The sequence below is a fragment of the Pseudomonas sp. KH_046_1 genome (assembly GCF_057839025.1).
This window is the reverse complement of sequence record NZ_CM174481.1, coordinates 1,428,582-1,447,944: the sequence shown is the minus strand read 5'-3', so window position 1 is coordinate 1,447,944 and position 19,363 is coordinate 1,428,582. Positions and strand designations below refer to the sequence as shown.

Genomic DNA, 19,363 nt, shown 5'->3' with positions numbered 1-19,363 from the left:
CGCCGTTTGGGCCCTTGAGAAAACTATTCATGAAGAAGCTGTGTTTGCTGGGCCTGTTCGTCAGCCTGGCCAGTCATAACGTTTTGGCCGCCACGACGCCCGCACCCCTGGAGAACAAGGAAGCCTTTGTCAGCAACCTGATGAAGCAAATGACCCTCGATGAAAAAATCGGCCAGCTGCGCCTGATCAGCATCGGCCCGGAAATGCCGCGCGAAATGATCCGCAAGGAAATCGCGGCAGGCAACATCGGCGGTACGTTCAACTCGATCACCCGCCCGGAAAACCGGCCGATGCAGGACGCGGCCATGCGCAGCCGCCTGAAGATCCCGATGTTCTTCGCCTACGACGTGATCCACGGCCACCGCACCATTTTCCCGATCCCGCTGGCCCTGGCCTCGAGCTGGGACATGGACGCCATCGGCCTGTCCGGGCGCATTGCCGCCAAGGAAGCCGCGGCTGACAGCCTCGACATCACCTTCGCGCCGATGGTCGACATCTCCCGCGACCCGCGCTGGGGCCGCACCTCCGAAGGCTTCGGCGAAGACACCTACCTGGTGTCGCGCATTGCCGGCGTGATGGTCAAGGCGTTCCAGGGCACGGGGGCGAACGCAGCCGACAGCATCATGGCCAGCGTCAAGCACTTCGCCCTGTACGGCGCGGTCGAAGGTGGCCGCGACTACAACGTGGTCGACATGAGCCCGATCAAGATGTACCAGGACTACCTGCCACCGTACCGCGCCGCCATCGATGCCGGCGCTGGCGGGGTCATGGTCGCGCTGAACTCGATCAACGGCGTGCCGGCCACCGCCAACACCTGGCTGATGAACGACCTGCTGCGCAAGGAGTGGGGCTTCAAGGGCCTGGCGGTCAGCGACCACGGGGCGATTTTCGAGTTGATCAAGCACGGCGTCGCCGCCGACGGTCGCGAAGCGGCGAAGCTGGCGATCAAGGCCGGCATCCACATGAGCATGAACGACACCCTGTACGGCAAAGAGCTGCCAGGGCTGCTGAAGGCCGGCGAGATCCAGCAGAGCGATATCGACAACGCCGTGCGTGCGGTACTGGGCGCCAAGTACGACATGGGTCTGTTCAAGGACCCGTACTTGCGCATCGGCAAGGCCGAGGATGATCCGGTCGAACCCTACGCCGACAGCCGCCTGCACCGCGCCGAGGCCCGTGATGTGGCGCGTCGCAGCCAGGTGCTGCTGAAAAACCAGAATGACACTCTGCCACTGAAGAAAACCGCGAAAATCGCCCTGGTCGGTCCGCTGGCCAAGGCACCCATCGACATGATGGGCAGCTGGGCCGCCGCCGGTAAGCCGGCGCAATCGGTAACCCTGTTCGACGGCATGACCAACGCCCTGGGCGACAAATCGACACTGATCTACGCCCGTGGCGCCAACATCACCAGCGACAAGAACATCCTCGGCTACCTGAACTTCCTCAACTTCGACGCCCCGGAAGTGGTGGATGACCCGCGCCCGGCGAACGTGCTGATCGACGAAGCGGTGAAAGCGGCCAAGGATGCTGATGTGGTGGTTGCCGCCGTCGGCGAGTCCCGTGGCATGTCCCACGAATCGTCGAGCCGCACCGACCTGAACATCCCGGAAAACCAGCGCGAGCTGATCCGTGCCCTGAAAGCCACCGGCAAACCGCTGGTACTGGTGTTGATGAACGGCCGTCCACTGACGATCCTCGAAGAGAAGGAACAGGCTGACGCGATCCTGGAAACCTGGTTCACCGGCACCGAGGGCGGCAACGCCATCGCCGACGTGCTGTTCGGCGACTACAACCCGTCGGGCAAACTGCCGATCAGCATCCCGCGCTCGGTAGGCCAGATTCCGACCTACTACAACCACCTGACCATTGGCCGGCCGTTCACTCCGGGCAAGCCGGGCAACTACACCTCGCAGTACTTCGATGACACTACAGGTCCCCTGTACCCGTTCGGCTATGGCCTGAGCTACACCGAGTTCAGCCTGAGCGACATGGCCCTGTCGTCGACCACACTGAACAAGACCGGCAAGCTCGACGCCAGCGTCACGGTGAAAAACACCGGCAAGCGCGACGGCGAAACCGTGGTGCAGTTGTACATCCAGGACGTGGCAGGCTCGATGATCCGCCCGATCAAGGAACTGAAGAACTTCCAGAAAGTAATGGTCAAGGCTGGCGAGCAGAAAGTCGTGCACTTCACCATCACTGAGGACGACCTGAAGTTCTACAACACCCAGCTCAAGTACGCGGCGGAGCCGGGCAAGTTCAACGTGCAGATCGGCCTGGATTCAGAGGACGTGACGCAGCAGAGTTTTGAGTTGCTGTAATCCCGGCAACAACGCAATACAAATGTGGGAGCGGGCTTGCTCGCGAAGACGGAGTGTCAGTCAATGATGATGTCGACTGACAGATCGCTTTCGCGAGCAAGCCCGCTCCCACATTTGGTTTCTGGTGTCTAAAAGATCGGCGTCAACCCCGTCGATCCAGCAGATTCACCACCAGCCGATCCACCCATCCCCACACTCGCTGTTTGACCCGCCGCCACAGTGGCCGACGCTTCCATTCTTCCAGACTGACTTGCTCACTCAACCCGAAGTCCCGTTCGAAACTCGCGGCTACCGCTCGGGTCAATCCGGGGTCCAGTGCTTCCAGGTTGGCTTCCAGGTTGAAGCGCAGGTTCCAGTGATCGAAGTTGCACGAGCCGATGCTCACCCAGTCATCGATCAGGACCATTTTCAGGTGCAGGAAACACGGCTGGTATTCGTAAATCGTCACCCCGGCCCTGAGCAGTCGCGGGTAGTAGCGATGGCCGGCATAGCGCACGGATGGGTGATCGGTACGGGGGCCGGTCAGCAGCAACCGCACATCGACGCCCCGGGCAGCCGCCCGGCGCAGGGAGCGACGGACTTTCCAGGTCGGCAAAAAGTACGGCGTGGCCAGCCAGATCCGTCGCTGACCGCTGTTCAGGGCTCGCACCAGCGACTGCAGAATGTCCCGGTGTTGACGGGCGTCGGCATACGCTACCCGGCCCATGCCCTCGCCTATCGACGGCACTCGTGGCAGGCGCGGCAAACCGAAATGCGAGGCCGATCGCCAGGCACGTCGATGGCGGTTGGCAATCCACTGACGATCGAACAGCAGTTGCCAGTCGAGCACCAGTGGGCCGGTGATCTCCACCATCACTTCGTGCCATTCGCTGACGTCTTCGCCCGGCGTCCAGAATTCATCAGTGACTCCGGTGCCGCCGACCACGGCCAGGCTCTGGTCCACCAGTAACAGCTTGCGGTGATCGCGGTAGAAGTTGCCGACCCAGCGCCGCCAGCTCAGCCGGTTGTAGAAACGCAGTTCCACCCCGGCAGCCATCAGCCGCTGGCGCAAGGTCAGGGTAAAAGCGAGGCTGCCGTAATCATCGAACAGGCAGCGTACCCGCACACCGCGCTCGGCGGCCTGCACCAAGGCCTGGACCATGGCTTCGGCGCAGGCGCCCGCCTCCACCAGATACAACTCCAATTCAACCTGTTCTTCGGCGCGGGCAATCGCTACCAGCATGCGCGGGAAAAACTGCGGACCGTCGACCAGCAGTTCGAAGTGGTTGCCTTCACGCCATGGAAAAATCGCTCCGGCCATGTCAGCGCGCCGTGAATATCAGTACCGCACTCACCGGTACTGAAAGACTGATCGCCGACAAACCGGCCAGTTTGCGCAACGAATCCAGGCCGGGAGCCAAATCGAAATCTTCGGCGTTGATCACCAGCGGTTCGAGGGTCACCACCTGAAAGCGTCGATCATCGAGACGGGTCGCCAGCAGTTCGGCGTGGTACTCGTGTTGCTTGCCGTGCAGGTCGACAGTCAGCGGCAGGCGCAACTCCAGCTGTGCGCCGGGAGCGAGGTCGTTGATCGGGCGCAGATCGATTTTCGTGGTGATCAAGGCGTCGGGAAACCGGTCGATCTGGAACAGTTCCTTGCGCATGCGCTCATCGCGCAACGGGATGCCGCTGTTGATCGACTCCAGTTCGACTTCGACCTGCGCCAGCCCCTCGGGGTCGACCTTGCCGTGCAACACCAGAAAGCGCTGCACTTCAGAGACATTGGCATTCTTGGTGCTGACGAACGACAGGCGTGAGGATTCGCCATCCAGGTACCAATCGGCACGGGCCGACAACGCGGCGCCGGCCAGCAGCAGGAACGTGAGGGTTTGGAAGGTGGAGCGCTTGAACATAGAGACTCGTGGGGCAGATAAACCTGTGCTGAACCTTAACTGGCTTGTCACAGGTTGCAAACTTTCTGTTGCTCTTTGAACACATTCCCTGGGGCAAGTGAGCTTTTGTGGCGAGGGGGCTTGCCCCCGTTGCGCTGCGAAGCAGTGCTGAAATCTACAACGCATTAAGTCTGATTCATCGGGGAGGATGGCTTTGCGTCTGCTTCGCAGCCGAACGGGGGCAAGCCCCCTCGCCACAGAAGCCCGCGCCCGGTCTCAGTCAAGGCTGCAAGCGACAGCCCTGGCGCTCGCCGATCCACACCGCGCTGTTGCTGCGCCCCATGCCACTGACCGTGACGCGTTTGCCGGCCGGGTCATCGGTAAAGCCGCTGGCGGGCAGCCACTGTTTCACATAACCCTGACAGTACTCGGCGTCGTTGTTCATCACGTAGCGGCACGAACAGTATTCCTTGGCGGTGTAGGCGCTGATGATGTCGGGGAACGCCAACAGCGCCACCCGCTCGTGCCAGACCCAGCCGAGCAAGGCGATCAGCAGGATCAGCAACAGGGAACTGACTGGTCGACGGCGAATGAAACTGCTCATGGCTGCACCTTCCCGGCAAAGGCCTTGAGCGCGAGCTGGAGCAATTGGTTGTGCCGGTAACTGCCGTCGCGGTCATCGCCATAGCGGACGATCACCAGTTGTTCACTGGGGATCACGTACATCGCCTGGCCCCAATGACCCAGTGCGGCGAAGGTATCGGCGGGGGCATCGGGCCAGGGTCGTGCGGCGCCCTCTACGGCTCGATTGAGCCACCACTGACCGCCGGGGACGGCATCGTCTTGATCGGCGTGATAGTGAGCGAACGGCTCACGGTTGAACGCCACCCAGTCCTTGGGCAGCAGTTGCTTGTCTGCCCAGCGACCCTCGCGGGCCATCAACAGACCGACCCGGGCCAGATCCCGTGCGGTGAGGTAGGCATAGGACGAAGCGACGAAAGTGCCCGTGGCATCGGTTTCCCAAACGGCATGGCGAATGCCCAGCGGTTCGAACAGCGCAGTCCACGGATAGTCGGGATAGCGGCTGGGACCGACGATGGTTTTCAGCGCGGCGGACAACAGGTTGCTGTCACCGCTGGAGTAGCGAAATGCCTGGCCGGGCGCTGCGTACTCCGCATGGGCCGCGGTGAACGCGGCCATGTCGTGGTGACCGCGGGTGTAGAGCATGGCCACCACCGAAGACTTCAGCGGTGCGTATTCATAGTCCTCTTGCCAATCCAGGCCCGAGGCCCAGTGCAGCAGGTCGGCCATGGTCATGTCGGGGTATTTTTGCAGGGGCGGATAAAACTTCGCCACAGGGTCGCTGAGTTTGAACAGCCCTTCGCCGTAGGCCACACCGAGGACCGTAGCCATCAGGCTCTTGCTGATCGACCAGGTCAGGTGCGGCGTCTCGGCCGTCGTCGGACTGGCGTAGCGTTCGTAAATCAACTGGCCGTCGCGGATCACCAACAAGGCATCGGTGCGGATGCCCTGACGAGTAGTGTCATCGCGGGATGGGAAGGCATAGGCTTCCAAGGCTTGAAGCCCCGGGCCGGTCGGCGTCGGGGCGGTCGGCCATTGCTCGGCGGGCCAGCTTTCGGCCCGGGCCGTGAGGCTGAGCAACAGCAGGAAAATCAGGGACAAGCCTTTGGGCATGGCGGGGGCTCGGAGATTGAACCTGCTGAGCCTAGTCGAGGTTGATGACAGTTCAGAAATTTGTGCTGCCAATCAGTCCGTCTTCGCGGGCAAGCCCGCTCCCACAGGGATCTGGCTAACACCGAAGATCCAATGTGGGAGCGGGCTTGCTCGCGAAGAGGCCAGTCAGGGCAGTGAAGATTCCGCCAATGCCTTGGCCAACCTCTTCCCCCGAGCCCCCGCCGCCAACTCCATCACCGCCTGATCCCGCTGCCACATCGTCGCCCACTCTGGAGGCCCTCCAGCCAGCGCCTCACTCACCTCAGCCTTGAGCCCATCGAACTGTGCAAACAACCCGCCAAGCAACACATGCCCGGCCGGATGGGTCGGTGGCTGGCGGCTGGTTTCCGCGCACCCCGCCAATACCCCCAGCAACCGCAGTTGCAAGCCTTGCGGCCAATCGCATTCCTGACCGACGCCATACAACCACGCCGTCATGGCGCTCAGCACATAGATGTCTTCCAGCGTGCGGAACGGTTTGACATACGCATCCCAACCATCCCCCGCCAGCAATTCGCACAGCGCGTTATCCAGAAACAAACGGCCATGGCTGATGTCCGGCATCAACGGGATCGGCGCCAGTTTTTCCACCCGCACACCCGGCTCATCGCGATAGATCACCGCCAGGCTCAAGCGTGGATCGGCGCCGGGATCCTCGCTGCGCGCCGCCACCAGCAGCCAGTCGGCGGCATGACCTGCGGTGACGAAATCCTTGCGTCCGCTCAGGCGCAAACCGCTCAGTCGGGTTTGCATGTCGGCCGGGCGCAGGCTGCGTTGTTCGGTGGCACACAGCGCGCCCAGGCTCAGTGGCGCGCTCGGCCAGAGCATGCGCAAGGCCGCCTGATACCCCACCAGGAACGCTAGCCCCGGCGTCGCCATCAACCGCCCGCCAAGCACCGCCAATTCAAACGGCGCGACCGTGCCCAACTGCTGCAACAAAGTCGCGAAACCTTCGGCCAGATCCGGGTTGGCGGGCAAGCGATCACGGCGGTTCAACAGGGTTTGCCAGGGCATAAGAGGCTCCTCGAGGGCTGTCATATAAGCATCACCAAAGCTTAATGGCGATGACACCGGGGCTACATAGCCTGACTTTGCACAACACGGCTAGACAAAGAAAGTCGATTCGCTGTAGCCCAAAGACGGGTGAGCAGCCCGCACGGAGATTCGTCATGACTCAGATCGCCCGCATCAGCGACACCGGCAACGAACGCCGCCTGCAAGCCGAACGCCTGGTGGGTGCCGAGGCTTTGCAGGAAGCCCAGGCCTTGCGCTTCAACGTGTTCAGCGGCGAATTCAACGCCAGACTCAAGGGTGCTGAACTGGGTCTGGACATGGACGACTACGACGTTCACTGCGCCCACATCGGCGTGCGTGACTTGAATACCGGCCGTCTGGTGGCAACCACCCGTTTGCTCGATCACACGGCGGCCAGCAGCCTGGGCAAGTTCTACAGCGAAGAAGAATTCAGCCTCCACGGCCTGGTGCACCTGCAAGGCCCGATCCTGGAAATCGGTCGCACCTGCGTCGACCCGGCCTACCGCAACGGCGGCACCATCGCCGTGCTCTGGGGCGAACTGGCGGAAGTCCTGAACCAGGGCGGCTACAGCTACCTGATGGGCTGCGCGAGTATTCCGATGCAGGATGGCGGCGTGCAGGCCCACGCGATCATGCAGCGTCTGCGCGAACGCTACCTATGCACCGAACACCTGCGCGCCGAGCCGAAAAACCCGCTGCCGAGCCTGGACATCCCGTCGAACGTGATTGCCGAAATGCCACCGCTGCTCAAGGCCTACATGCGCCTGGGCGCGAAGATCTGTGGCGAGCCATGCTGGGACGAAGACTTCCAGGTCGCCGACGTGTTCATCCTGCTCAAGCGCGACGAACTCTGCCCGCGTTACGCCAAACACTTCAAGGCGGCTGTGTAATGAGCCGGTTGCGGGTGTACGCGCGAATCGCGCGAGTGCTGGTGGTGGTGACGCTGGGCCTGGGCATGGCCAGCGTGTTCGGGGTGTTCGAGCGCCTGGGCATGGCCCATTCGATGGCACGTCGTCAGCGCTGGTCGCGGTTTTTCATGGCCCGCCTGAGCAACGCCCTGCCCTTTGACGTGACCGTGCACGGCGAGCTGCCGAAGACGCCGATGCTCTGGGTCAGCAACCACGTGTCCTGGACCGACATCCCGCTGCTGGGCATGCTCACGCCGCTGTCGTTCCTGTCCAAGGCCGAAGTGCGCACCTGGCCAGTAGCGGGTTGGTTGGCGGCCAAGGCCGGCAGCCTGTTTATCCGCCGTGGCTCGGGTGACAGCCAGTTGATCCGCAAGCAGATGACCCGTCACCTGGAACAGGCACACCCCCTGCTGATGTTCCCGGAAGGCACCACCACCGATGGCCGTTCGCTGCGTACTTTCCATGGCCGCCTGCTGTCCGCCGCCATCGATTCCGAAGTGGCCATGCAGCCGGTGGCGATTCGTTATGTGCGTGACGGCGAGCCTTGCACGTTGGCGCCGTTCATTGGCGACGATGACTTGCTGTCGCATCTGATGCGGTTGTTTGCCAATGACCGTGGCGGCGTGGAGATTCATCTGCTCAAGCCGATCGCTTGCGAAGGTCGGGAGCGCGCGGCATTGGCGTTCGAGGCTCAGCAGGCGGTGCAGAAGGTGTTGTTTGGTGCTGTCGTTGAACCTCAGCGGGCACCGATGCGTCCTGCCATTGCGGCATAAAAACCCCCCCCTGTAGGAGCGAGCCTGCTCGCGATAGCGGATTAACATTCAACGATGATGCTGAATGACAGACCGCAATCGCGAGCAGGCTCGCTCCTACAGTGGTTTTATGGTGTTGAATAGTTCCGGGCAAAATCCTGTAGCTGCGGATAGAACAACCGAAAATCCTCGCTCAACGGTTCATACAACCGCCGCAACTCCTGCATCGCCGCCGCCAGCTCTTCCGGCCGGGTCAGGCGCCGCGAAATCCCGCGCAATACCTGCTCCAGCACTTCGAACTCCTGATACGAACCCAACCAGTCATTGGCCACCATGTACGGCGCAATCTTCGCCAGCCGCTCCGGCAGTTGTCGTTCGCTGGACAGCACGCGGTACACGTCTGAAGTGAACAGCTCCAGCGGTCGGTCGGCGTACAGCGTCCAGTCACGAGCCAGGCAATGGTCGAAAAACACGTCGAGCACGATCCCCGCGTAGCGACGCCGGGTCAGGGAGAAACGCGACAGCGCGACGTCGACCAGCGGATGGCGATCGGTGAACACGTCGATGCTGCGGTGCAACTGGATAGCCCCCTCGATTTCCGGTGCGAACTGCCCTTGCAGCCGTCCCTTGACGAAATCGCCATACAGACTGCCGAGCAATTGGCCGGGACGCTGGCCACCGAGGTGAAGATGTGCGAGATAGTTCATGGGCGCAGCTTAGCACTGCCCTCTTGTCTTGTTACACTCAACATATCGCTATAACTCGATATACCGAAATGTGAGCTGGTCAGAGCCAAATCATATTTGTATATCGCGAAATACCGATTTAAAATTCGCCTCATCGCGATATAGCGTTTTAAACATCACGAGCCCACATCATGACCATCAATCTCGACGAAATAATAAAAGCCCTGGCACACCCAGTACGGCGAGAAATCCTGCACTGGCTCAAGGACCCGACCGTCGAATTTCCCGACCAGTCCCACAGTAACGAGCACGGCGTTTGCGCCGGGCAGATCGATCAACGTTGCGGCCTGTCGCAGTCCACGGTGTCCGCACACCTGGCGACCCTGCAACGCGCCGGCCTGATCAGCAGCCGCAAAGTCGGCCAGTGGCATTTTTTCAAACGCAACGAGGAAACCATTCAGGAGTTCCTCAAAACCTTCAGTAAAGAGCTCTGACCCTGTGGGGGCGTTCTCAATTGGTTTTCACACAGCGTGGGGAAAACCAATTGAGAACGCCCCCCACGTCAGTCGGCTAAAAAAGGAATTACCCCATGCCCCTCTCGCTACTCATCCTGGCCTTGAGCGCCTTCGCCATCGGCACCACCGAGTTCGTCATCATGGGCCTGCTGCCCAACGTGGCGGCTGACCTCGGTGTATCGATTCCCGGTGCCGGCTGGCTGGTGACCGGTTACGCCCTGGGCGTGGCCATCGGCGCGCCGTTCATGGCGCTGGCCACCGCCAGACTGCCGCGCAAGGCAGCCCTGGTGGCGTTGATGGGCATCTTCATTGTCGGCAACGTGCTCTGCGCAGTGGCCGGCGACTACAACGTGCTGATGTTCGCCCGTGTGGTCACCGCCCTGTGCCATGGCGCCTTCTTCGGTATCGGTTCAGTGGTAGCCGCCGGCCTGGTGCCTGCGAACAAACGCGCTTCGGCCGTGGCCCTGATGTTCACCGGCCTGACCCTGGCCAACGTACTCGGCGTACCTCTGGGCACCGCCCTCGGTCAGGAAGCCGGCTGGCGTTCGACTTTCTGGGCCGTGACCGTGATCGGTGTGATCGCACTGATCGGTCTGATCCGCTTCCTGCCGGCCAAGCGTGATGAAGAAAAACTCGACATGCGCGCCGAACTGGCCGCGCTCAAGGGCGGCGGCATCTGGCTGTCCCTGAGCATGACCGCACTGTTCGCCGCCTCGGTGTTCACCCTGTTCACCTACGTCGCCCCGCTGCTGGGCGAAGTCACCGGCGTCTCGCCCCGTGGCGTGACCTGGACCTTGATGCTCATCGGCCTGGGCCTGACGGTCGGCAACATCATCGGCGGCAAGCTGGCCGACAAAGGCATGGCCGCGACGCTGATCGGCGTGTTCATCACCATGGCCGTGGTGTCCACCGTGCTGACCTGGACCAGCGTCGCGCTGATCCCGACCGAAATCACCCTGTTCCTCTGGGCCACCGCGTGCTTCGCCGCCGTGCCGGCGCTGCAAGTGAACGTGGTGACCTTCGGCAAGGCCGCACCGAACCTGGTGTCGACCCTGAACATCGGCGCTTTCAACATCGGCAACGCCCTGGGTGCCTGGGTCGGCGGCAGCGTGATTGCCCACGGCTTCGGCCTGACCAGCGTGCCCCTCGCGGCAGCCGTACTGGCGGTACTCGCCCTGCTGGTGACCCTGATTACTTTCCGTCAGAGCGGTAATCCCGATCTGGCCCCAGCTACTTCTAACTGATCTCCAAAAGAGAGCCACTAAATGACGACTATTTTCGATCCGATCAAACTGGGCGACCTCGAGTTGGCCAACCGCATCATCATGGCGCCACTGACCCGCTGCCGCGCCGACGAAGGTCGCGTGCCCAACGCGCTGATGGCCGAGTACTACGTGCAACGTGCCTCCGCCGGCCTGATCCTCAGCGAAGCCACTTCGGTGACGCCGATGGGCGTCGGCTACCCGGACACCCCGGGCATCTGGTCCAACGATCAGGTGCGTGGCTGGTCCAACGTGACCAAGGCTATCCATGGCGCGGGCGGCAAGATCTTCCTGCAACTGTGGCATGTGGGTCGCATTTCCCACGGTTTGTACCTGAACGATGAAGCCCCGGTCGCCCCGAGCGCCATCCAGCCCAAGGGGCACGTCAGCCTGGTGCGTCCGCTGGCCGACTTCCCGGTGCCGCGCGCCCTGGAAACCGCTGAAATCGCCGACATCGTCGACGCTTACCGCGTCGGTGCCGAAAACGCCAAGGCCGCTGGCTTCGACGGTGTGGAAATCCATGCCGCCAACGGTTACCTGCTCGACCAGTTCCTGCAAAGCAGCACCAACCAGCGCACCGACAACTACGGCGGCTCCCTGGAAAACCGTGCCCGCCTGCTGCTGGAAGTGACTGACGCGGCGATCGAAATCTGGGGTGCCGGTCGTGTGGGCGTGCACCTGTCGCCACGCGCCGACTTGCATGACATGGGCGACGACAACCTGGCCGAGACCTTCACCTACGTCGCTCGCGAACTGGGCAAGCGTGGCATTGCCTTCATCTGCTCGCGGGAGAAAGAAGGTGCCGACAGCCTCGGCCCACAACTCAAGGAAGCCTTCGGCGGCCCTTACATTGCCAACGAGCGTTTCACCAAGGACAGCGCCAACGCGTTGCTCGCCAGCGGCAAGGCCGATGCAGTCGCCTTCGGCGTACCTTTCATTGCCAACCCTGACCTGCCAGCACGCTTGCAGGCTGACGCGCCGCTGAACGACGCGCGTCCGGAACTGTTCTACGCCAAGGGCCCGGTCGGTTACATCGACTACCCGACGCTGTAATCAGTAACGGCTGAAACGCAAAAGCCCCGACTCGAAAGAGCCGGGGCTTTTTAGTATCTGGACGCATTAACACTATCCACTGTAGGAGCGAGCCTGCTCGCGATGAGGGCGGTACATTCAACATTGATGTAACTGACCCACCGCCATCGCGAGCAGGCTCGCTCCTACAGGGGAAATATGTGGGCTTCTCAAAGACTTGACACAAATTCCCTACAAATTACTGAGCTTGCTACCTGTCAACCTGCCGAGCGTAAGTATATAAAAGCACCCCATTGTCGAAGGGCGCGTGAAGAACTGTTCATCTTCGGCTTCAACGGTTGACACACAAGGCGCCGATTACGCATTTTGCTTTATTTGCGCAGGCTGGGGCTGAAGCGCAACAGATCCAGCCCGGTATCGACCCAACGCTCGGCTTCGGCGTGCAATTCAAAACTGTCAGGGGTCAGCAACCACTGGTACAGGATGCCATCAATATAAGCATGCAAGCTGATCGCTGCGCGGGCGGTGTCGAGGTTTTCCGGCAACTGGCCACGATTCACGGCATTACTCAGGGCCAGGCCGATCCGCACATTGCATTCGAGGCTGGCTGACACCCGTTGTTGGCGCAGGTCGCACATTTCATCGGTGAATTCGCACTTATGAAAAAGAATCTCGTTAATGCGTCGGGTTTTCGGGTCCAGCGCAATCTGATGAAACAAATGAATCAAAAGTTTGCGCATGCAGCCCAGGGGATCGAGTTCGTCTTCGCTCTCGCTGGCCTTGGCCATTTCTTCCAGCGGCTCATGCAGGGTGTCGAGCATCGCCTGCACCAGATCCGCCTTGTTGCTGAAATGCCAGTAGATGGCCCCTCGAGTGACGCCAGCCAGAGTCGCGATGTCCGCCAGGGTCGTGCGCGCCACGCCCCGCTCGTAGAAGGCCTTTTCGGCCGCCACGAGAATTTGCGCGCGGGTTTCCTGAGCTTCCTCTTTGGTACGACGGACCATGGCAGTACAACCTCAATCGGGGTGCTTCAGCGATGCCTGAACATCAGCTGAATAAAAGTGGGGCGAACGTTCTGGGGGTGCGTCCCCGGCCTACAATTCCAACCTTTCAACGGCTTGTGTAACGGCCCATGTAACGACGTTGATACGCAGCCTGGGTATTTACAAACAGCCATGTACGTAAGTATATTCCTTAGCAAGCTACTTATCCACTCGGCAAACACTTTTCAACCTTCCACCTTTCTAGTGCGCTCCTTGCGCGCCTGACCCGAGGATTTTCATGCAATTCAAGCCAGCTGTTACCGCTCTGGTCGCCGCCGTCGCCCTGGCATCGCTACTCAGCGGATGCAAAAAGGAAGAGGCAGCACCGGCCGCCCCACCGCCTCAGGTCGGCGTCGTGACTCTGCAACCGCAAGCTTTCACCCTGACATCCGATCTGCCCGGCCGTACCAGTGCGTTCCGCATTGCCGAAGTCCGCCCGCAGGTCAACGGCATCATTCTCAAGCGCCTGTTCAAGGAAGGCAGTGACGTCAAGGCTGGCCAGCAGCTCTATCAGATCGACCCGTCGATCTATGAAGCAACGCTCGCCAGCGCCGAAGCCAACCTGCGTTCGACCAAGTCGATTTCCGACCGCTACAAGCAACTGGTCGACGAACAAGCCGTAAGCCGTCAGGAATACGACACCGCCGTGGCCAACCGCCTGCAATCGGAAGCCGCGTTGCAAACCGCACAGATCAACGTGCGCTACACCAAGGTCTATGCCCCGCTGACCGGCCGCATCGGCCGCTCCTCGGTGACTGAAGGCGCGCTGGTCAGCAATGCCCAGGTCGACGCGATGGCGGTGATCCAGCAAATCGACCCGATCTACGTCGACGTGACGCAGTCCTCGGTCGAGCTGTTGCAACTGCGCCGTGAGCTGGAAAGCGGTCGCCTGCAAAAGGCTGGCGACAACGCAGCCTCGGTCAAGCTGACCCTCGAAGACGGCAGCGAGTACAAGCTGGACGGCAAGCTGGAGTTCTCCGAAATCTCGGTTGACCAGACCACCGGTTCCGTCACCCTGCGCGCGATTTTCCCGAACCCTGATCACACCCTGCTGCCAGGCATGTTCGTGCACGCCAAGTTGCTGGCCGGTGTGAACAGCGCGGCGATCCTGGCCCCGCAGCAAGGTGTGACCCGCGACCTCAAAGGGACGCCGACCGCACTGGTTGTCGGCCCGGACAACAAGGTCGAACTGCGTCAACTCAAGGCCAACCGCACCGTCGGCAATCAATGGCTGATCGAAGACGGCCTGAAGGCCGGCGATCGCCTGATCACCGAAGGTCTGCAATTCGTCAAACCCGGCGTCGAAGTCAAGGCCAGTGAAGCGACCAACGTAGCCGCAAAGAACCCGGCCCCCGCCCAGGCAGCTAATAAAGCCTCCGGCGGCAAAGGGGAGTAAACCATGTCGAAATTTTTTATCGACCGTCCGATTTTCGCCTGGGTAATTGCCCTGGTGATCATGTTGGTCGGGGCACTATCGATCCTCCGGTTGCCGATCAACCAGTACCCGAGCATTGCACCTCCAGCGATCGCCATCTCCGTGGCCTACCCGGGTGCTTCGGCACAAACGGTTCAGGACACCGTGGTTCAGGTGATCGAGCAACAGCTCAACGGTATCGACAACCTGCGTTATGTCTCGTCGGAAAGTAACTCCGACGGCACCATGACCATTACCGCGACCTTCGAGCAAGGCACCAACTCCGACACCGCGCAGGTTCAGGTCCAGAACAAGCTGAACCTGGCCACCCCGCTGCTGCCGCAAGAAGTGCAACAGCAAGGTATCCGCGTCACAAAGGCGGTGAAGAACTTCCTGTTGGTGATCGGCGTGGTGTCGCGTGACGGCAGCATGACCAAGGACGACCTGTCCAACTACATCGTGTCGAACATGCAGGACCCGATCTCGCGGACCGCCGGTGTCGGCGACTTCCAGGTGTTCGGTTCCCAGTACGCCATGCGTATCTGGCTCGACCCGGCCAAGTTGAACAACTACAACCTGACCCCGATCGACGTCAAAACCGCCATCGCTGCGCAAAACGTCCAGGTGTCGTCCGGCCAGCTCGGCGGCCTGCCTGCCCTGCCCGACACCCAGTTGAACGCGACGATCATCGGCAAGACCCGCCTGCAGACCGCGGAGCAATTCGACAAGATCCTGCTCAAGGTCAACAAGGACGGTTCCCAGGTTCGCCTCAAAGATGTCGCCGAAGTTGGTCTGGGTGGCGAGAACTACAGCATCAACGCCCAGTTCAACGGCGCCCCGGCTTCCGGCCTGGCGGTGAAACTGGCCACCGGTGCCAACGCTCTCGATACCGCCAAGGCCCTGCGCACGACCATCGACAGCCTCAAGCCGTTCTTCCCTGAAGGGATGGAAGTGGTGTTCCCGTATGACACCACTCCGGTAGTAACGGAATCGATCAAGGGCGTGGTTCACACCCTGGTCGAAGCGGTCGCGCTGGTGTTCCTGGTGATGTTCCTGTTCCTGCAGAACTTCCGCGCCACCATCATCACCACGATGACCGTGCCGGTGGTATTGCTCGGTACGTTCGGGATCCTCGCGGCAGCGGGTTTCAGCATCAACACCCTGACCATGTTCGGCATGGTGCTGGCCATCGGCTTGCTGGTGGACGACGCCATCGTCGTGGTGGAAAACGTCGAACGGGTGATGAGCGAAGAAGGCCTGTCACCCAAGGAAGCCACCAAGAAGTCCATGGGCCAGATCCAGGGCGCACTGGTCGGTATCGCCCTGGTGCTGTCGGCGGTTCTGCTGCCAATGGCGTTCTTCAGCGGTTCCACCGGTGTGATCTACAAGCAGTTCTCGATCACCATCGTCTCGGCCATGGCCCTGTCGGTACTGGTCGCGCTGATCTTCACCCCGGCGCTTTGCGCCACCATGCTCAAGCCGATCCCGAAAGGCGAGCACGGCGTACCCAAGCGCGGTTTCTTTGGCTGGTTCAACCGCAATTTCGACCGCGGCGTTCGCAGCTACGAACGCGGTGTCGGCAATATCCTGCAGCGCAAGATCCCGTACCTGTTGGCGTACCTGCTGATCGTGGTTGGCATGATCTGGCTGTTCACCCGCATTCCAACGGCGTTCCTGCCGGAAGAAGACCAGGGTGTACTGTTCGCCCAGGTGCAGACCCCGGCCGGCTCGACGTCCCAGCGCACCCAGGTGGTCGTCGACGAAATGCGCGAATTCCTGCTGCGTCCGGGCAAGGATGGCGGCGAAGGCGATGCGGTGAACTCGGTGTTTACCGTGACCGGCTTCAACTTCGCCGGCCGTGGCCAGAGTTCGGGTATGGCGTTCATCATGCTGCGTCCGTGGGACGAACGTAACGCCGACAACAACGTGTTCAAGGTGGCGGCCCGTGCCCAGCAGCACTTCTTCACCTTCCGCGATGCCATGGTGTTCGCCTTCGCACCACCGGCGGTACTGGAACTGGGTAATGCCACCGGTTTCGACGTGTTCCTGCAGGACCGTGCCGGTATCGGCCATGAAAAACTGATGGAAGCGCGCAACCAGTTCCTCGGCATGGCCGCACAAAGCAAGATTCTGGCTCAGGTGCGTCCGAACGGCCTGAACGACGAACCGCAATACCAGCTGGAAATCGATGACGAGAAGGCCAGTGCCCTGGGCATTACCATCGCCGACATCAACAACACCCTGTCGATTGCCCTGGGCAGTAGCTACGTCAACGACTTCATCGACCGTGGTCGGGTGAAGAAGGTTTACGTGCAAGGCCAGCCAGGCGCTCGAATGGGCCCTGAAGACCTGCAGAAGTGGTACGTGCGCAATAGCGTCGGCACCATGGTTCCGTTCTCCGCGTTCGCCAAGGGCGAGTGGATTTACGGTTCGCCGAAACTGGCCCGTTACAACGGCGTGGAAGCGATGGAAATCCTCGGTGCCCCGGCGCCAGGCTATTCCACCGGTGAAGCCATGCTCGAAGTCGAAGCCATCGCCAAGAAACTGCCGGCGGGTGTCGGTATTTCCTGGACCGGACTGTCGTACGAAGAACGTCTGTCCGGTTCGCAAGCGCCAGCGCTGTACGCCCTGTCGCTGCTGATGGTGTTCCTGTGTCTGGCGGCGTTGTATGAAAGCTGGTCGATTCCGATCGCGGTGATGTTGGTGGTACCGCTGGGGATCATCGGTGCACTGATGGCCACCAGCCTGCGTGGTTTGTCCAACGACGTGTACTTCCAGGTAGGCTTGTTGACGACTATCGGTCTGGCGGCGAAAAACGCCATTCTGATTGTCGAATTTGCCAAGGAACTGCATGAACAAGGGCGTAGCCTGCGCGATGCGGCGATCGAGGCGTCCCGCATGCGTCTGCGACCGATCATCATGACCTCGCTCGCCTTCGTCCTCGGTGTGGTACCACTGGCGATATCCACCGGTGCAGGTTCGGGTAGCCAACATGCAATCGGTACCGGCGTGATCGGCGGTATGATCACGGCCACTGTGCTGGCGATCTTCTGGGTCCCGCTGTTCTTCGTCACCGTGTCGTCCATTGGCCAGCGTAAAATCGCCGACCAGGATGATGCTACTGAAACTCCTAAAGAGGCTGGCTAATGAGCAAGTCGCTACTCTCCCTGGCAGTCGCCGCCTTTGTGCTCGGTGGCTGCTCGCTGATACCTGATTATCAGCAGCCCGAAGCGCCGGTGGCGGGCCAGTACCCGCAGGGCCTGGCGTACTCGCCGGCCCAGGCACCGGCGCAAGCGGCTGCCGAGCAGGGCTGGAAGCAGTTTTTCCATGACCCGGCGCTGCAACAGCTGATCCAGGTGGCCCTGGAAAACAACCGTGACCTGCGTGTCGCGGCCCTGAACATCGATGCGTTTGCGGCTCAGTACCGCATCTCCCGTGCCGATCTGTTCCCGGCCGTCTCGGCCAACGGCACCGGCAGCCGTCAGCGGCTTCCGGCTGACGCTTCACAGACCGGCGAAGCCGGCATCACCAGTTCCTACTCGGCAACTGTTGGCATCAGCGCCTACGAACTCGACCTGTTCGGTCGGGTTCGCAGCCTGAACGAAGAAGCGTTGCAGAAGTACTTCGCCACTGAAGAAGGCCGCCGCAGCACGCAGATCAGCCTGGTGGCCAGTGTGGCCAATGCCTACCTGACCTGGCAGGCCGACAAGGAACTGTACAAGCTGACCCAGGACACCCTGGCCGCCTTCGAGGAGAGCTACAAGCTCACCGCCCGCAGCAACGAAGTCGGGGTCGCCTCGGCCCTGGACCTGGCGCAGTCGCGCACCTCGGTGGAAAACGCCCGTGCGCAACTGGCCAAGTACACCCGTCAGGTCGCCCAGGACGAGAACAGCCTGGTACTGCTGCTCGGCACCGGTATCCCGGCCAACCTGCAAGCAGCCAAACCGCTTGACGACGACCTGCTGAGCGACGTTCCGCCTGGCCTGCCGTCGGACCTGCTGCATCGTCGTCCGGACATCCTTCAGGCCGAGTACAACCTAAAGGCTGCCAACGCCAACATCGGCGCGGCGCGGGCGGCGTTCTTCCCGAGCATCAGCCTCACGGCCAATGCGGGCACCTTGAGCCCGGACCTGTCCGGTCTGTTCAAGGGTGGTTCGGGCACCTGGTTGTTCCAGCCGCAGATCAACCTGCCGATCTTCAACGCCGGCAGCCTGCGCGCCAGTCTGGATTACTCGAAAATCCAGAAAGACATCGGCGTGGCGAACTACGAGAAGTCCATTCAAACGGCCTTCCAGGAAGTCGCCGACGGCCTGGCCGCCCGCCAGACCTACGTCCAGCAGTTGCAGGCACAGAAAGATTTCGTCAGTGCCAACCAGGACTACTACCGCCTGGCCGAGCGTCGCTACCGCATCGGTGTCGACAGCAACCTGACCTTCCTCGACGCCCAGCGTCAGCTGTTCAGTGCGCAGCAGGTGTTGATCACCGACCGTCTGGCGCAACTGGTCAGCCAGGTCAACCTGTACAAGGCCCTGGGTGGTGGCTGGAATGAACAGACGGCGAAGAATAAGCCGTTGAAAGAAGAAGCACCGAAGATGAAGTATTTCTGATAGTGCTGTGAAAACACGAAGCCCACCGATTGGTGGGCTTTTTGTTGGCTGCCTGAAAATTTGTGTTGTCGGTTATGGCCCCTTCGCGAGCAAGCCCGCTCCCACAGGTAACCGAGTTCTTACAGATAGAATGCAGTCGAATGTGGGAGCGAGCCTGCTCGCGATAAGGCCAGTGCAGTCAAC

Annotated in this window: 16 protein-coding genes; 9 read left to right on the top strand and 7 right to left on the bottom strand. The window is 61.3% G+C overall.

Annotation, left to right across the window (positions count from 1 at the left end; genetic code table 11):
- Positions 1-29: 29 nt before the first annotated feature.
- Positions 30-2,321, top strand: coding sequence for a beta-glucosidase BglX (gene bglX / locus AC3IT9_RS06480; protein WP_489272439.1), 2,292 nt, complete (start codon positions 30-32; stop codon positions 2,319-2,321).
- Positions 2,322-2,463: 142 nt separating this feature from the next.
- Here the strand turns inward: bglX and AC3IT9_RS06475 are convergent, their stop codons facing one another.
- From AC3IT9_RS06475 to AC3IT9_RS06455, 5 genes are all read right to left on the bottom strand, one after another.
- Positions 2,464-3,621, bottom strand: coding sequence for a phospholipase D-like domain-containing protein (locus tag AC3IT9_RS06475; protein ID WP_150757351.1), 1,158 nt, complete (start codon positions 3,619-3,621; stop codon positions 2,464-2,466).
- A 1-nt stretch (position 3,622) separates the two neighbouring features.
- The gene (locus AC3IT9_RS06470; protein WP_150727583.1) at positions 3,623-4,213 is read right to left on the bottom strand and encodes a YceI family protein; all 591 of its coding nucleotides are present in this window, start codon (positions 4,211-4,213) and stop codon (positions 3,623-3,625) included.
- Between the two features lie 259 nt (positions 4,214-4,472).
- A complete protein-coding gene (locus AC3IT9_RS06465) occupies positions 4,473-4,796 on the bottom strand; it encodes an amidase (RefSeq protein ID WP_489272438.1) in 324 nt (107 codons plus the stop codon).
- Positions 4,793-5,887, bottom strand: a complete 1,095-nt coding sequence (locus AC3IT9_RS06460) for a serine hydrolase domain-containing protein (RefSeq protein ID WP_489272437.1) — start codon at positions 5,885-5,887, stop codon at positions 4,793-4,795. The genes AC3IT9_RS06465 and AC3IT9_RS06460 overlap by 4 nt, the downstream gene beginning before the upstream one ends.
- A gap of 165 nt (positions 5,888-6,052) precedes the next feature.
- Positions 6,053-6,940, bottom strand: a complete 888-nt coding sequence (locus AC3IT9_RS06455; protein ID WP_489272436.1) for an acyl-CoA dehydrogenase family protein — start codon at positions 6,938-6,940, stop codon at positions 6,053-6,055.
- 155 nt (positions 6,941-7,095) lie between these two features.
- On the opposite strand from AC3IT9_RS06455, the gene olsB reads away from it, so the two are divergent.
- Positions 7,096-7,851 (top strand): L-ornithine N(alpha)-acyltransferase, encoded by a 756-nt coding sequence (olsB, locus tag AC3IT9_RS06450; RefSeq protein ID WP_057400777.1) that lies wholly within the window; start codon positions 7,096-7,098, stop codon positions 7,849-7,851.
- Complete coding sequence (locus AC3IT9_RS06445) at positions 7,851-8,642, top strand: lysophospholipid acyltransferase family protein (RefSeq protein WP_150757347.1); 792 nt, start codon at positions 7,851-7,853, stop codon at positions 8,640-8,642. The genes olsB and AC3IT9_RS06445 overlap by 1 nt, the downstream gene beginning before the upstream one ends.
- Before the next feature lie 107 nt (positions 8,643-8,749).
- On the opposite strand, the gene AC3IT9_RS06440 is transcribed toward AC3IT9_RS06445, so the two are convergent.
- Entirely contained in the window at positions 8,750-9,328 is a 579-nt protein-coding gene (locus AC3IT9_RS06440; protein ID WP_489272435.1) for an acyl carrier protein phosphodiesterase, read from the bottom strand.
- A 170-nt stretch (positions 9,329-9,498) separates the two neighbouring features.
- On the opposite strand from AC3IT9_RS06440, the gene AC3IT9_RS06435 reads away from it, so the two are divergent.
- From AC3IT9_RS06435 to AC3IT9_RS06425, 3 genes are all read left to right on the top strand, one after another.
- The gene (locus tag AC3IT9_RS06435; RefSeq protein ID WP_007983055.1) at positions 9,499-9,801 is read left to right on the top strand and encodes an ArsR/SmtB family transcription factor; all 303 of its coding nucleotides are present in this window, start codon (positions 9,499-9,501) and stop codon (positions 9,799-9,801) included.
- Between the two features lie 95 nt (positions 9,802-9,896).
- On the top strand, positions 9,897-11,066 hold the full coding sequence (locus AC3IT9_RS06430) for an MFS transporter (protein WP_150727589.1): 1,170 nt from the start codon (positions 9,897-9,899) through the stop codon (positions 11,064-11,066).
- Between the two features lie 21 nt (positions 11,067-11,087).
- Entirely contained in the window at positions 11,088-12,137 is a 1,050-nt protein-coding gene (locus AC3IT9_RS06425) for an alkene reductase (protein WP_150754129.1), read from the top strand.
- A 350-nt stretch (positions 12,138-12,487) separates the two neighbouring features.
- On the opposite strand, the gene emhR is transcribed toward AC3IT9_RS06425, so the two are convergent.
- Positions 12,488-13,120 (bottom strand): efflux system transcriptional repressor EmhR, encoded by a 633-nt coding sequence (gene emhR, locus AC3IT9_RS06420; RefSeq protein WP_150754131.1) that lies wholly within the window; start codon positions 13,118-13,120, stop codon positions 12,488-12,490.
- A 277-nt stretch (positions 13,121-13,397) separates the two neighbouring features.
- Between emhR and AC3IT9_RS06415 the strand changes: the two genes are divergently transcribed.
- Genes AC3IT9_RS06415 through emhC form a run of 3 tightly spaced genes read left to right on the top strand, consistent with a single transcriptional unit; the run spans position 13,398 to position 19,180 of the window.
- On the top strand, positions 13,398-14,555 hold the full coding sequence (locus tag AC3IT9_RS06415; RefSeq protein WP_150727592.1) for an efflux RND transporter periplasmic adaptor subunit: 1,158 nt from the start codon (positions 13,398-13,400) through the stop codon (positions 14,553-14,555).
- A gap of 3 nt (positions 14,556-14,558) precedes the next feature.
- On the top strand, positions 14,559-17,720 hold the full coding sequence (emhB, locus tag AC3IT9_RS06410) for an efflux RND transporter permease subunit EmhB (protein ID WP_150757342.1): 3,162 nt from the start codon (positions 14,559-14,561) through the stop codon (positions 17,718-17,720).
- Positions 17,720-19,180: an efflux RND transporter outer membrane subunit EmhC gene (gene emhC / locus AC3IT9_RS06405; RefSeq protein WP_489272434.1), complete on the top strand. Its 1,461-nt coding sequence runs from the start codon at positions 17,720-17,722 to the stop codon at positions 19,178-19,180. Before emhB ends, emhC begins: the two co-directional genes overlap by 1 nt.
- The last annotated feature ends 183 nt before the right edge of the window (positions 19,181-19,363 follow it).